Below are 14,260 nucleotides of genomic sequence, written 5' to 3' on the forward strand. Positions count from 1 at the left end.
GGCGGACCGGTGCGGCCCGAAGGCACCGGCCGGTCCGTCGACGCAAGCAGCGGCTACTGCCGGGCCGCGACCGTCGTGCCGGTGTCGGGTGGCAGTTCGCCCATTGCCTGCAGCAGCGCCGCCGTATCGGTCATCCGGCGGCTCGCGGCACGCACCGCATCGAGCTCCGCGTTCAGATAGACCTGCTCGCTCGACCGTTGCGCGGACATCGGAACGGCACCCAACGTGCGGCGTTGCGCCGTTTCGTGGAACGCCTCGCCTGCCGCGCGCGCCGCGAGTTCGTTCGCGGCCTGCGCTTGCGCGTCGTTGTCCAGCGCGGCGAGCGAATCTGCGACGTCACCGAACGCGGACAACACCGCCGCCTTGTACTGCAGCACTGCGGCGTCGTACGCATCGCGCGACGCCCGCCGGTGCGCAAGCAATGCACCGCCGTGGAAGATCGGCTGCGACAGCCCGGCGCCGACGGCCCACAGCCCGCCCGCGCCCGACAACAGCGCCGGCCAGCTGAAGCCGCCGCGCCCCATCGTCGCGGTGAGCGACAGGCTGGGGAACAACTGCGCGGTCGCCTCGCCGACGTCCGCTGATGCCGCCTTCACGGCCGCCGCGGCCGCGCGGATGTCCGGGCGTGCTTTCAGCAGGTCGGACGGCACGACCACGGGGACGTGTTCCGGCAGCGCCAGGCCCGTGAATGACGGGACCGGCGGCGGCACGTCGGGCGTGCGGCCCAGCAGGATCGCCAGCGCGTGAACTGCGCTCGCGCGTTGCTGGCGCAGCAGCGGTAGCGTCGCGGCAAGCGACGCCGCGCCCTGCGTCGACGCCAGCGCCTGCACATGGGATACCGCACCGAGCGCGTAACGCTGCTGGTCCTCGGTTGCGGATGCCTCGGCGACGGCGATCAGGCGCTCCGTCAGCAGGATCTGGCGGTCGAGCGTCGCGGCGCGGATGGCGGTACCGACGATGTTGGCCGCCAGCGCACGCCTTGCCGCTTCGAACTCGCAACCGCGCACGTCGACGCGCGCGGCGCTTGCCTCGTTCGCGTATCGCGTGGCGCCGAACAGGTCGAAGGTGTAATGCGCCTGCAGTTGTCCGACAAACACGTTGTAGCGCAGGCTTTGCGCGCCTGCGCCGGAGATGTCCGGCGTGCGCGTGCGGGCGACCTGCGCATTCGCGTCGATCGACGGCAGCGTCGATGCGCCGATCTGCGCGCGCAGTTCCTCCTGCGCGGCGGCGAGCGTCTTTTCCGTCGCGGCCAGCGTCGGATTCGCGCGCAGGCCTTCATCGACCAGCGCGTCGAGCACGCTGGAGCGATACAGGCGCCACCATTGCGGGACAGGCGCGGCGCCGACGTCGAATTGCTGCGCGACGCCCGCCGCCTCGGCGGTGCGCGGCGCCTGGGGCGTCGCGCCGTAGTGCGCCGGCGACGGCATCGCGGGTGGCGCACTGCTCGGGGCCATCGCACAGCCGCCCAGGCCAAGCGCCGCGCTGACGGCCAGCAAAGATGTGATACGAGAGAGTTTCATCAGCATGTCTCCGAGGACGCGACGTCCATTGCGCGCGACTCGCGTTCGTCGGCGCGCACCTTGAAGCAGGTCGCATAGAGCGCCGGCAGGAAGAAGATGGTCAACACCGTCGCGATCGTGATGCCGCCCATCAGCGCGGTGGCCATCGGGCCGAAAAAGCCGGAACGCAACAGTGGAATCAGCGCCAACACGGCGGCCGCGGCGGTCAGCATGATCGGCCGGAAGCGGCGCACGGTTGCACCTACGATTGCGGTGAAGCGTGGCTGCCCGGCCGCGATGTCCTGGTCGATCTGATCGACCAGGATCACGGAATTGCGCATGATGATCCCGAACATCGCGATCACGCCGAGCAGCGCGACGAAGCCGAACGGCTTGCCGAACAGCAGCAGCGCGGCGACGACGCCAATCAGGCCGAGCGGCGCCGTCAGCACGACGATGAAGGTGCGCGAGAAGCGTTTGAGCTGGATCATCAGCAACGTCAGCACCGCGATGATCATGAGCGGCATCTCCGCGTTGATCGACGTCTGGCCCTTCATGCTTTCCTCGGCCGCGCCGCCGATCTCGATCCGGTAACCGGCCGGCAAGGTGGCGCGTAGCGTCGACAGGGCGGCGTCGAGGTCGCGCGTCACGCCGATGCTCGGCGCTTCGCCGCGCACGTCAGCTTGCACGGTGACCGTCGGCTGGCGGTCGCGTTCCCAGATCACGCCATATTCGAGCGTGTCGCGCACATGGCCGATCGTGCCGAGCGGCACCGGACCGTGCGGCGTCGGGATCGCGAGGCCCGCGAGCTTCGACGGGTCGATGCGTTCGCTTTTCGGCGCGCGCAGGTCGACGTCGATCAGCTTGTCGCGCTCGCGATACTGCGTGACCGTGTAGCCTGACAGCGTCATCGCGAGGAAGCTGGACACGTCTTCCGACGTCACGCCAAGCTGGCGTGCCTTCAGTTGATCGATCTCGAACGACACCGATCGCTCGGCCGGCTCGTCCCAGTCGAATTGCACGTTGCGCGTGCGGTTGTCGGCGCGCACCTTGTCCGCGACCTTTTCCGCGATGCCGCGTACGGTCGCGATGTCGTCGCCGCTGACGCGGAACTTGATCGGAAAGCCGACGGGCGGCCCGTTCTCGAGCCGCGCGACGCGCGTGCGCACGGTCGGAAAGCGGCTTGCGAGCGTCGCTTCGAGCCAGTGCGACAGCTGGTCGCGCGTCTCGACGTCCTTGCCCGTGATCACGAATTGCGCGAAGTTCGGCTGCTGAAGCTGTTGATCGAGCGGCAGATAGAAGCGCGGCGCACCGGTGCCGACGAAGTCCACGACGTGATCAATTTCAGGCCGACCGTTCAGCGCCTTCTCGAGCCGCTTTGCCTCACGCAGTGTCGCGTCGAACGAAGCGCCTTCCGGCAAGCGCATGTCGACGAGCAGTTCGGGCCGCTCCGAATTCGGGAAAAACTGCTGCGGAACGCGCGTGAAGGCGACCATCGCGATCGCGAACAGCACGGCCGTCACGCCGAGCACGACCCAGCGGCGGTCGATGCAAGCGGAGATCCAGCCCGACAGCCGGCGGTAGAACCCCGTGTCGTACACCTCGTCGCCATGCGCGTGACCGTCGCGATGCGTGTGCTCCGGCAGCATGTGATAGCCGAGCAGCGGCACCAGCACGACGGCCGCGAACCACGACACGATCAGCGAGATCGCCGATACCTCGAAGATCGAGCGCGTGTATTCGCCGGTGCTCGATTTCGCGAGCGCAATCGGCAGGAAGCCCGACACGGTGACGAGCGTGCCCGTCAGCATCGGGAACGCCGTGCTCGTGTACGCGAATGCGGCGGCGCGCGTTCGGCTCCATCCCTGCTCGAGCTTCACCGCCATCATCTCGACGGCGATGATCGCATCGTCCACCAGCAGCCCGAGCGCGAGCACCAGCGTGCCGAGCGACACCTTGTCGAGGCCGATGCCGAACGCGTGCATGCACAGTGCCGTCACGGCGAGCACGATCGGAATCGTGATGACGACGACCATGCCGGTGCGCAGGCCGAGCGACACGAGGCTGACGACGAGCACGATCGCGACGGCTTCTCCGACCGCTTCGACGAAGTCGTCCACCGAGTGCTTCACGGCATGCGGCATGCTGGACACCGCGGCCAGCTTCAGACCGGCCGGCAAACCGCGCTGCAGCTCGGCTGCCTTCGCGTCGAGCGCCTTGCCGAGATCGATCACGTCACCGCCTTTTTGCATCGTGACGCCGATGCCGAGCACGGCGTGACCGTTCGTACGCATCTGCGTGACCGGCGGATCGTCGTAGCCGCGCGTGACCTTCGCGACGTCGCCGAGCCGGAACGTCCGGCCGTTCACCTCGATCAGCAGGTCGGCGAGCGCCTGCGTGTCCTTGAACGCGCCGCTCGGGCGCACGAACACGCGATCGTCCGCCGTCGTGATCGTGCCGACCGGCGCGACCGCGTTTTGCGCATCGATCGCCTGCGCGAGCTGCTGCGGCGTGATCGCGAGCCGCGTCAGCTGCGCGTTCGAGATCTCGACGAATACGTGCTGCGCGGGATCGCCGAAGTAGTCGACCTTCGCGACACCCGGCACACTCAACAGCACGGTGCGCAGCTTGTCTGCGTAATCGTGCAGTTGCGCGGGCGAGTAGCCGTCGCCTTCGAGCGCATAGATATTGGTATAGACGTCACCGAATTCGTCGTTGAAGAACGGGCCGACGACGCCCTTGGGCAGCGTCGCGCGGATGTCGCCGACTTTCTTGCGAACCTGGTACCAGGTTTCCGGCACCTGATCGACCGGCGCCGAATCCTTCATCGCGAAGAAGATCATCGACTCGCCGGGCCGCGAATAGCTCTTGATGTTGTCGACGTACGGTGCGGCCTGGAGCTGGCGGCCGATCCGGTCGGTGACTTGTTCCTGCACCTCGCGCGCCGTGGCGCCCGGCCAGTAGGTCTGGATCACCATGGTGCGGAACGTGAACGGCGGATCCTCCGATTGCGCGAGTCGTGTATAGCCGATCACGCCGAAGATCGTCGCGAGGCCGATCAGGAAGATCACCAGTTGCTGATGCTTCAGCGCCCACGCGGAGAGGTTGAAACGGCCGCCGTCGTGCGATGCCGCGCCGGTTCGAGCGAGCGTGCCGTCGGTCGACGGCTGGTGTTCCGGAGCGTTCATGATGCGAAGTCCTCCGCATGCAGCGGCGGCACGACACGCACGTGCTGGCCGGCGCTGACCGTGTGAACGCCTTGCATCACGACACGTTCGTCGTCCGCGAGACCCGACGTGACGGTGATCGTGCGTTCGTCGTAGCGTCCGACCGACACCGGGCGCAGCTCCAGCGTGTCGCTGCCCTTGCGGACGACCCATACGGCCGGCGCGTCGCCGCGATGAAAGAGCGCGGTGGCCGGGAGCGTGACCGCGTGGTCCGCGGCAGTGTCGGCGGCGCCGTCGAAAGTAACGCTTGCGGTCATCCCGGAGCGCACGTCCGGCCCCGGCGCGAGCAGCGTCAGCTTCACGCGCCAGGTGCGGCTCTGCGGATCTGCGGCCGCCGCGACTTCGCGCACGCGTGCGTCGAGCACCTTGCCCGGCAGGGCCGTCAGGCTGACGTGTGCGGTGCGGCCGACCGCGAGATCGCGCAGGTCGCGCTCCGCGACGTCGCAGACGATGTCGAGGTCGCCGCTCCAGTCCAGATGAAACACCGCCTGGCCGGGCTGCACGTTCTGCCCGGTATCGGCATCTTCCGACGTGATGACGCCGTCGTGATCCGCGACCAGCGTCGCGTAGCGCAGCTGATCGCTCGCGAGCGCCATTTGCGCGAGTGAGGAATCGCGTTGCGCGACCGCCGATGCATACGCGTCCTGCGTCGTCTCGAGCTGCGCGGGTGCGATCAGGTTGGCCTGAGCCTGGGCGCGGTCGCGATCCAGCTGCTGCTTCGCATAGGCAACGCGATGCTCGGCGGCATCGAGCTGCGCGCGCGCGTTCAGCAGCGTGTTGTGCAGATCCGCCGGATCGAGCATCGCGAGGGTCTGGCCGGCCTTGACGGTGTCGCCGATCCGCACGCGGCGCTCGACGATCTTGCCGCTGACCCGAAACGACAGCGGCGTCGAATAGCGCGCCTGAACCTGCGCGGGCAGCACGCGCTGCACTGCGCCGTTGTCCGCATGAACGGGCAGCGCGACCACCGGCTGCAGTTCGGGCGCGGGGGCTTCGTGCGAGTGGCACGCCGTGAGGAGAATCGCACAGCAGGCGAACGCAATCGGAGCTCGCCGAAGCGGCGGCGCGATGCGTGTCAGAAACGGGCGCGTCGAAGTCAGCGCGTCAAGACCGGGTGATTTCACGATGTTTCCAAGACAAGTGAGGGCCAACTGAAAAGAGGTCGGCGACCACGGCGGGTCGCCCTGGTTCATGCAGGCGCATGGAGTGTTTCCGCGGCGGTACGCCTGGCGATCAATCAGTACTCCAATGTTCCGGGTGCAGACCATTCCATTTGCCGACATGGCGCGGCTCCCGCCTGGCGATAGCCGCGCATGCGCCGACGCGGCCGTCCGCACGTCGCCGACGCTCGCTAGCGTGGGGTGGACGGTGTCTGGACAGGGACCGGCTCTGCGATGACCGAGATTAGACTCATAACTGATAATGTTGTCAAGTATGAGAGAAAAATCTAGAATTGCCCCATGCAGAACATTCTTTCGAAAAAGGGAGGCGCGCTCATGGGCGACGCACCGGTCCGGCCCCGCCGGTCGAACGCATCAGCGGGCGAGGCGGAGCAGCGTCAGCCGCGCGGCGCCCGGCGCAAGCAGGCGACGCGGATGCGCTTGCTGCAGGCGGCGTTCAGCCTGATGGCGGAAAAGGGCAGGGACAACGTGGCGATCAGCGAGATCACCGAGGCGGCGGATGTGGGGTTCGGCTCGTTTTACTACCACTTCGAATCGAAGGACGGCATCTTCGCCGCGCTGACGGAGTGGGTGTTCGACGATTTCGCGGACGGGCTCGAGCGTCTGGCGAGCGGATTGTCGGATCCGGCGGAGGTCGTTTCCGTCTGCGTGCGCCACACGCTGATGCGCGCGCGCCGCGAGCGGCTCTGGGCGCGGTTCCTGATGCGGGAGGGACTTTCCGAGCGCGCGCTCGGCCACGGGCTGGGCCAACGCTTGCGGCGGGATAGCGAGCGAGGAATCTCGGCGCGCCGCTTTGTCGTCGGTGATCCGTTCATGAGCGTGCTCGCGACGACGGGGACGATCCTGGCGGTGATTGCTGCGGAGTCCTACGCGGCGGCGGGCGCGGCACGAAAGCCGATGGAGGACGAGGGCAAGTTCCCCGAGCGAGCCGCGGCGATGGTATTGCAGATGCTCGGCCTGACGTGCGCCGAGGCACTTGAGGTGGCGAACCGACCGTTGCCGCCCGGCGACTTCGCCCGTCAGGTAAGAGAATCCGCCTCGCCGGACAACTCAACCTTGTCGTCGCGGCAACGATAGATGCTTGTCGAGTTCCGCACGATACGGCTCGTCTGCGTACCAGGGAACCGCCCCCAATTGCGGCAAGCTGGCTGCGCGCGTTATGCATTCTTCGAACCATGTCGACACAAAGCCCGCCGGCGCTGTCAAGCGAGGCTGGGCTAGCGATGGCAATCGCAGGCGCACTGCTAACATGTGCGATGCCGGTTTTTGCCGACGTTTCCGGCACGCCGGTCGGCATATGGCAGACGATCGACGATCACACTCACCAGCCGACCGCCCTTGTACAGATTACGCAGAACGGTGACGGTACGTTCAGCGGCAAGATAATCAAGGACTCAGTCTGTCATTTTCGAACACCAATAATCATAAGGATTCCGTCATGTCCGATACTTCCCGTAGCCGTACATCTGCTGCGGGGCAGGCCGAACTAGTCAAAAAATGGGTTCAATATTTCGGCGCAACCGACCCCAAAGAAATTGATCTTGGAGCGTTGACGGTTATCCATGCGTGGGCCATGGACGGTTTGGAGCCGAATGATAAAAGGAGAGAACGATAGTCGGCCCCGCAGGGAACAACAGTTGCCGGCGCTATCGTATTCGATGATCTCCGATATCCTCCAGGTGGCCGTCGGCGCCCGATGTCAATTTGACTTGGCGGAGCTGTCGTTACCATGATTGCGAGCGCGGCTCGCGCGCTGTCGCCGGGGGCCTCAGTGTCGCGAGAATCTTGTCGCGGCATACCGTCAGGATTTCGTCGGCCAGTGGAGAATCATCCGGGCACGCGCGCGACAACACGATGGCGCCGACCGCATGCGCCATGATGTCGAGGCAGTTGGCTCGGGCCTCTGCCGCGTCTGCACCGTCTGACGAATCACGTTCTTGGACTAATGCCGCCAGCAGTCTTTCGATGCCGTCCGCGAATGTGGCTCGGACCGCTTCGGGTTGACGCGCGGCATCCCCACCCAGCGCGGCCATCGTGCATCCGGTTGCGCGCGAGTCGCGGTGCTCGCGCGCGAGATACTGCCGCACGAACTCCGATGCGTCGACCCCGGCCGATAGCGCAACGGTTTGCGCCATGCCGCAGGCCGCCGATTCGGCCATCAGATCGGTCTTTGAGCGGAAGTGTTTGTAGAAGCCGCCGTGGGTGAAACCAGCTGCGCCCATCAGATCCGCTACTCCGACCCCATCAAAACCGCGCTCCCTGAACAGTGTCGACGCTGTTTCAACAACGTGGGCCCGATTGGCCTGGGCCTGTGCCTTGGTGACTTTCACTTTCCTCTCCGTTGGCGCGTTCCTGTCTGATGGCCTGACTATACATTGATGTTGGTCGTCATCAAAGTATTGACACGTTAGATTATGATCGTCATCATTGAGCCATTCCCACCATCCGACGCTGGAACGACATGTCAGAGAAATCGCTTTTCGAGCCGTACGCCCTCGGTGGCCTGACGCTCGCCAATCGCATCGTCATGGCACCGCTGACTCGTAACCGTGCCGGCGCCGGGCTGGTGCCCAGCGAGTACGCCGCGACCTACTACGCCCAGCGCGCCTCGGCCGGACTGATCATCACCGAGGCCACCCAGGTTTCGGCCCAGGCCCAGGGCTATCAGGACACTCCCGGCCTGTACACGCGCGAGCAGATTGCTGGCTGGCGTAAGGTCACGGATGCCGTACATGCCAAGGGTGGACGCATCTTCGTGCAGCTCTGGCATGTGGGCCGCGTCTCGCACACTGACTTGCAACCTGGCGGCACGGCGCCGGTCGCACCTTCCGCTATCCGCGCTGAGACGAAGACTTTCGTCAACAACGGATTTGCCGACGTGTCCGAGCCACGCGCCTTGGAACTCACCGAGTTGCCGGGCATCGTGAACGACTTTCGACAGGCTGCGGCCAACGCGATTGCCGCCGGTTTCGACGGCGTGGAAATTCACGGCGCCAACGGATATCTGCTGGAGCAGTTCATCAAGGACGGGGCCAACCAGCGCACCGACGACTACGGCGGCTCGATCGAAAAACGTGCGCGCCTGCTGCTGGAAGTAGTCGCCGCCGTGGTCAAGGAAATCGGCGCAGAGCGCACGGGCGTGCGCATTTCGCCCGTTTCGCCGGCCAACGGCATTTCCTGCAGCGATCCGCAAGCGCAGTACGACTACATCGCCGAACAGCTCAGCGCACAAGGCATCGTCTATCTGCACGTGGTCGAAGGCGCGACTGGCGGCCCACGCAATGTGGCGGCATTCGACTATGACGCGCTGCGCCGCCGTTTCATGCAGACCTATCTGGCCAACAACGGATACGACCTGGAATTCGCCACCACTCAACTCAATGAGGGCAGAGCGGACTTGTTCGCGTTTGGCCGTCCGTTTATCAGCAACCCGGACCTGGTCGAACGCCTGAAGCACGGCGCACCCCTGACGCAATTCAACCCGGCGACGCTCTATGGCGGTGGCGCGGTGGGCTACATCGATTACCCGACGATTTCCGGTTAAGGCTCGTGCTCTTGATCAAGCCTCAGCCAGAAGAACCCTTGCAAAGGAAAGTACCCATGACCACGCTTCCGACAGTCCTCATCACCGGCGCCTCCAGCGGCATCGGTGCCACCTACGCCGAGCGCTTCGCTCGGCGTGGCCATGACCTCGTTCTCGTCGCCCGCGACAAGGCGCGACTCGATGCGTTGGCAGCGCGCCTGCGGGAGGAAACCGGTGTGGCGGTAGAAGTGCTGCAGGCCGACCTGACCCAGTCCACCGATCTGTCCGCGCTCGAGGCTCGTCTGCGCGATGACGATCGAATAGGAATTCTGATCAACAATGCCGGCGTGGCTCAGTCGGGCGGCTTCCTGCAGCAAACCCCTGAAAGCATCGAACGCCTGATCACGCTCAACACGACGGCGCTGGCGAGGCTTGCAGCCGCGGTCGCGCCACGCTTCGTGCAGTCCGGTAACGGCTCGATCGTCAACATTGGCTCGGTGGTAGGTTTCGCGCCCGAGTTCGGCATGTCGATCTACGGCGCGACCAAGGCATTCGTGCTGTTTCTGTCGCAGGGCCTGAATCTCGAGTTGTCGCCCAAGGGTGTTTACGTGCAAGCCGTCCTGCCGGCGGCGACGCGCACGGAGATCTGGGAGCGCGCCGGGGTCGACGTGAACACGCTGCCCGAGGTGATGGAAGTGGGCGAGTTGGTTGATGCCGCACTGATCGGGTTCGACCGTCGCGAACTGGTCACGATCCCGCCGCTGCACGTAGCCGGGCGGTGGGACGCGCTGGATGGCGCTCGCCAGGGACTGCTTTCGGATATTCGACAGGCACACGCGGCCGAGCGTTATCAGCTCCGCGCCTGACCACTCAATTGCGGCAAACGGCGGAACGACGGATACCACGATGACCGACACCCGATCCAAGGAAGCCACGCACGAACGCTTCGTCGACGTTGACGCGCGCCGCCGACGAAGCGCCGTTATCCGAATCGATGGTTGAGGCCACACTCGAGTTTCCGGGTTGCGGCGCGGATTCAAGTCCCACCGTTTTCCCCGTCAGCATGACGCTCGACATATGAAAGCAGCGCCCAAGGAGTCAATGATGCAGAGCGTCAACCCGGACACCCAATCGACAACGTCGTATACGCGGGCACCAAACAAGTTCGTCAACGCGGCTGGAACCCAGTTCGCCTACCGTGAACTGGGTCCGCACGGCGGCATTCCTTTGGTTTTGCTGAACCATTGGGGCGCCGTGCTGGACAACTTCGACCCGCGCATCGTCGATGGCTTGGCTCAGACACATCGCGTCGTCGCCATCGACTATCGAGGAATTGGCTTATCCGGTGGCATCGCGCCCGTGACCGTGGACGAGATGGCGCGCGACACCATCGCGCTGATTCGCGAAATGGGTTTCGATCGAGTCGATCTGCTCGGCTTCTCGCTTGGCGGCTTCGTCGCGCAGGACGTGGCGCTCAAGGCGCCGGGCTTGGTGCGCAAGCTCATACTCACTGGCACGGGCCCCGCCGGCGGTCACGGGATTGATCGTGTGGGCGCTGTGTCCTGGCCACTCATGCTCAAAGGCCTGCTAACGCTGCGCGATCCGAAGGCGTATCTGTTCTTCACGTCCACGACCAACGGCCAGCACGCGGCAAGCGCCTTCTTGAAACGGTTGAAGGAACGTAAGTCTGGCCGCGACAAGGGGCCGACACCTCGCGCCTTCCTTCGTCAACTCAAGGCGATCAAGGCGTGGGGCCAGCAAGCGCCACAGGATCTCGCCAGCCTGCCCATGCCTGTCCTGATCGCCAATGGGGATAACGACATTATGGTGCCCACCGCGCTCAGCCACGATATGGGCCGCCGCATCCCCCAGGCGCAACTCGTCATTTATCTGGACGCCGGCCACGGCGGAATCTTCCAGCATCACACCAACTTCGTACCCATGGCACTGGAATTTCTATCGCAATGAATACCTTGTGGACCAGAGGCGTATGACGTTTCTCGCGAATACAAAGCACCATCGGAGCAAGCGCAACATGAAAGCACTCACATTCAAACGCTATGGCAAATCACCCGAGATCGGGTTCGCCGAGGTGCCGCGCCCCACGCTCAAGCCCGACGAACTGCTGGTTGAGGTTCACGCCGCAGGGGTGAACCCGATCGACAACATGATTCCAACGGGAATGTTCAAACCCGTCCTGAAGGTCCAACTGCCCGCGACCATGGGCAGCGATCTGGCCGGCATCGTGATCGATGTCGGCAGCCGCGTCACTCGCTTCAAGAAAGGCGACGCCATCTTTGCAAGTCTGTTCGACCTTGGAAGAGGATCCATCGCCGAATTTGCCGTGGTACCGGAGAGCGCTGCGGCCCCGAAACCGGTTAATCTGGACTTCGTGCAGGCCGCCTCGGTTCCAATGGTCGGGCTCACTTCATGGCAAGCACTGAAGGAGCGTGCCAATCTTCAACCGGGTCAGAAGGTGTTCATTCCTGCGGGGTCCGGCGGTATTGGAACGTTTGCGATCCAACTGGCCAAATATTTCGGCGCCAAGGTGGGAACCAATACCAGCACGGGTAATATCCCGTTGGTGAAAAGCCTGAGCGCGGACGAAGTAATCGACTACAAGAAGCAAGCGTTCGAGAAAGTGCTGCGCGACTACGATGTGGTGCTTGGCACGATTAGGGGTGACGCGGTTGAAAAATCGGTAGGAATCTTGAAGCCGGGCGGGAAGATCGTCTCTCTTATCGGTCCGCTGGACGCAGCGTTCGCCCGTGCTCGCGGGCTGAACCTCGTCCTGAAGTTTGTATTCGGTCTGATGAGCCGCAAGATCATGCGTCTTGCGAGGAAGCGGGATGTCACCTACTCATTTCTCTTCGTACGCCCCGACGGTGCTCAACTCGCCGAGATCGGCAAACTGCTCGAATCCGAACGTATCCATCCGGTGATTGACAAGGTGTTTCCGTTTGAACAAGCAAAGGAAGCGCTTGAGTACCTGGCGCAAGGACGCGCGAAGGGTAAAGTCGTGGTCAAGATCAAGTAAGGTACCAACGACGGCGGGCGGTTGGCACAACTGATTCACAAGGCCCTGCACACCAAGCCCGCGGATGGCTCCACGTACTGGAGCATGCGCACGATCGCCGCCGAAACCGCCATTTCGCCAACTGGTGTGCATCGTTACTTCAAGCTGCTGGGCCAGCAACCGTATATTCCTGTCCTTCCTGCACGAAATCGACAAGGCCGTGCCAGCCGAACTCGACGTGCATTGCATCGTCGACCTACAGCAGTCACAAGCATCCGAAGGTCAAGGCGTGGCTGGCGACACGCCCCCGCTGGCACATGCATTTCATTCCCACCTACAGTTCGTGGCTCAACCTGGTCGAACGCTTCTTTGCGTTGATCACCGTCAAGGCAATCCATCGCGGCTCGTTCGGCTCGGTCAGCCACCCAGGAAAGCAGGGAGGAATAGCGATCTACTACGACCATCGCATCCAGCTGTTCGGTCGGCGTGGTTACAAATTTCCCGACTGCAGTCGCAAACCGTTCAATAGCGGAGTGCATTTTCAGGCAGCAGGACTCGGTCTCAATTCATGTCGATGAGCGTGGCGCGAGGCCGCCGAGCCGTGCTGGGCAAGACCTGTATAAGGCGCACCAAAGGCAGGGTTACAAAATTGTGCAAACGGACGACGGCGATGCCAAACGCGAGACCGGCGACCACTGATCTCGACATTATAGAAATAATGTCAAATCAACCGCGACTGATGATTGGATATTTAACGGTTTACGTTATATTATTCACGAAACTATCGACGCAACCTGCCATGTCCGACCTTGCTGCCGACGAATCCCGCCTGATCGCCGAAATCGACCGCCTGAAGGCCGATTTCCCGAAAACCCGCGAGCTGTATCGCGAGGTCTGCGCATTGATGTTCTTCCGCTTCGGCATCACGCCCACCGCGAACCGCCTGTACCAGCTCGTGCGCAAGGGCAGCATGAGCACGCCGACGGCGGTTCTCGGCGAGTTCTGGGCCGAGTTGCGGGAGAAGAGTCGGGTGCGCATCGAGCACCCCGACTTGCCGGCTGACCTGCAGGCTGCGGCCGGCGAGCTCGTCGCCGCGTTGTGGAGTCGCTCGACTGCCGATGCCGCCGCAGCGCTCGATGCACTGCGCGCCGAAGTCGAAGCCGAACGAGCGGCGGCGAAGGCGGAGGTCGCTGCATTGCAAACCGACCTGTCCCGTACCGAAACCGCGCTGGAGCACCGCACGAGCGCGTTGCTGGCGGCCCAGGTGCGCATCCAGGAGCTCGAGCAGGCAAGGGCGGCCGACGAAGCGTCGCACCGCGCGCTGCAGGCGGAAGTCGAACGGCTGAAGTCCGACAATGCAGACGCCGATCGTGCGCTGGCGCAAGCGCGCGCCGATTTCACGTCGCAGCTCGACCGGCTGCGCGACGACGCGGGCCGGGCGGAGGAACGCTTGCGAGCATCGGAGAAACGGGCGCTTCAGGAGATCGACCGCGAACGGCTCGCGGCCGCGCGCGTTCAAAAGGAACTCGATGCGGCCGCGACGCGCGCCGAACAGCGCGATACGCAGCACCGCAAGGATCTCGCGGCGCTGCAGGCGCAATTGGCCGACACGCAGCACCGCTGCGGGGTGCTTGAAGGCCAGCTCGACGGCGCCCGCGCGGCCAATGCCGCGTATGTCGGTGAACTCGATGCATTGCGTGCGGAACGCGCATCACGCGCCCCCGTGCGCAGGGCGCCCGGTCGGCCGGCGGGCGGCAGTCTGCGTGCGGCGAAACCGGTCGCCAGGAAGCGCGCTCCCAAACCCGCGTGACATG

The 14,260-nt window shown here is 64.4% G+C and carries 11 protein-coding genes and 2 pseudogenes; 9 read left to right on the top strand and 4 right to left on the bottom strand.

The genetic code is table 11. The annotated features are described in order from the left end of the window. Positions 1 to 53: 53 nt before the first annotated feature. The 3 genes from DIE08_RS01655 to DIE08_RS01665 are packed head-to-tail and all read right to left on the bottom strand — an operon-like array spanning position 54 to position 5,850. On the bottom strand, positions 54 to 1,520 hold the full coding sequence (locus DIE08_RS01655; protein WP_124900813.1) for an efflux transporter outer membrane subunit: 1,467 nt from the start codon (positions 1,518 to 1,520) through the stop codon (positions 54 to 56). Further along, positions 1,520 to 4,687 (bottom strand): efflux RND transporter permease subunit, encoded by a 3,168-nt coding sequence (locus DIE08_RS01660; protein WP_124900814.1) that lies wholly within the window; start codon positions 4,685 to 4,687, stop codon positions 1,520 to 1,522. The genes DIE08_RS01655 and DIE08_RS01660 overlap by 1 nt, the downstream gene beginning before the upstream one ends. Continuing rightward, positions 4,684 to 5,850, bottom strand: coding sequence for an efflux RND transporter periplasmic adaptor subunit (locus DIE08_RS01665; protein ID WP_124900815.1), 1,167 nt, complete (start codon positions 5,848 to 5,850; stop codon positions 4,684 to 4,686). Before DIE08_RS01665 ends, DIE08_RS01660 begins: the two co-directional genes overlap by 4 nt. A gap of 471 nt (positions 5,851 to 6,321) precedes the next feature. On the opposite strand from DIE08_RS01665, the gene DIE08_RS01670 reads away from it, so the two are divergent. From DIE08_RS01670 to DIE08_RS35450, 3 genes and pseudogenes are all read left to right on the top strand, one after another. Beyond that, positions 6,322 to 6,984 (top strand): TetR/AcrR family transcriptional regulator, encoded by a 663-nt coding sequence (locus DIE08_RS01670; protein ID WP_409360387.1) that lies wholly within the window; start codon positions 6,322 to 6,324, stop codon positions 6,982 to 6,984. Positions 6,985 to 7,082: 98 nt separating this feature from the next. Continuing rightward, positions 7,083 to 7,298 (top strand): annotated as a pseudogene (locus DIE08_RS35970) (DUF2147 domain-containing protein); the annotation flags it as partial. Positions 7,299 to 7,345: 47 nt separating this feature from the next. Continuing rightward, positions 7,346 to 7,522: a hypothetical protein gene (locus DIE08_RS35450; RefSeq protein ID WP_185715822.1), complete on the top strand. Its 177-nt coding sequence runs from the start codon at positions 7,346 to 7,348 to the stop codon at positions 7,520 to 7,522. A gap of 109 nt (positions 7,523 to 7,631) precedes the next feature. Here DIE08_RS35450 and DIE08_RS01680 read toward each other — a convergent pair whose 3' ends face one another. Next, positions 7,632 to 8,237 (bottom strand): TetR/AcrR family transcriptional regulator, encoded by a 606-nt coding sequence (locus DIE08_RS01680; protein ID WP_124900816.1) that lies wholly within the window; start codon positions 8,235 to 8,237, stop codon positions 7,632 to 7,634. A 131-nt stretch (positions 8,238 to 8,368) separates the two neighbouring features. Here DIE08_RS01680 and DIE08_RS01685 point away from each other — a divergent pair, with 131 nt between their 5' ends. The 6 genes and pseudogenes from DIE08_RS01685 (at position 8,369) to DIE08_RS01710 (ending at position 14,256) form a co-directional block, all read left to right on the top strand. After that, positions 8,369 to 9,451 carry an alkene reductase gene (locus tag DIE08_RS01685; RefSeq protein WP_124900817.1) on the top strand — a complete coding sequence of 361 codons (1,083 nt, stop codon included), beginning with the start codon at positions 8,369 to 8,371 and terminating at the stop codon, positions 9,449 to 9,451. Positions 9,452 to 9,507: 56 nt separating this feature from the next. After that, the gene (locus DIE08_RS01690) at positions 9,508 to 10,296 is read left to right on the top strand and encodes an SDR family oxidoreductase (RefSeq protein WP_124900818.1); all 789 of its coding nucleotides are present in this window, start codon (positions 9,508 to 9,510) and stop codon (positions 10,294 to 10,296) included. Between the two features lie 238 nt (positions 10,297 to 10,534). Then, positions 10,535 to 11,398 carry an alpha/beta fold hydrolase gene (locus tag DIE08_RS01695; RefSeq protein WP_124900819.1) on the top strand — a complete coding sequence of 288 codons (864 nt, stop codon included), beginning with the start codon at positions 10,535 to 10,537 and terminating at the stop codon, positions 11,396 to 11,398. A gap of 67 nt (positions 11,399 to 11,465) precedes the next feature. Next, complete coding sequence (locus tag DIE08_RS01700; protein ID WP_124624060.1) at positions 11,466 to 12,467, top strand: NADP-dependent oxidoreductase; 1,002 nt, start codon at positions 11,466 to 11,468, stop codon at positions 12,465 to 12,467. A gap of 3 nt (positions 12,468 to 12,470) precedes the next feature. Next, positions 12,471 to 12,865 (top strand): annotated as a pseudogene (locus DIE08_RS01705) (transposase); the annotation flags it as partial. A gap of 380 nt (positions 12,866 to 13,245) precedes the next feature. Continuing rightward, positions 13,246 to 14,256, top strand: coding sequence for a DNA-binding protein (locus DIE08_RS01710; protein WP_124900900.1), 1,011 nt, complete (start codon positions 13,246 to 13,248; stop codon positions 14,254 to 14,256). The last annotated feature ends 4 nt before the right edge of the window (positions 14,257 to 14,260 follow it).

The organism is Burkholderia sp. Bp9004 (assembly GCF_003858025.1).
Taxonomy (GTDB): Bacteria; Pseudomonadota; Gammaproteobacteria; order Burkholderiales; family Burkholderiaceae; genus Burkholderia; species Burkholderia diffusa.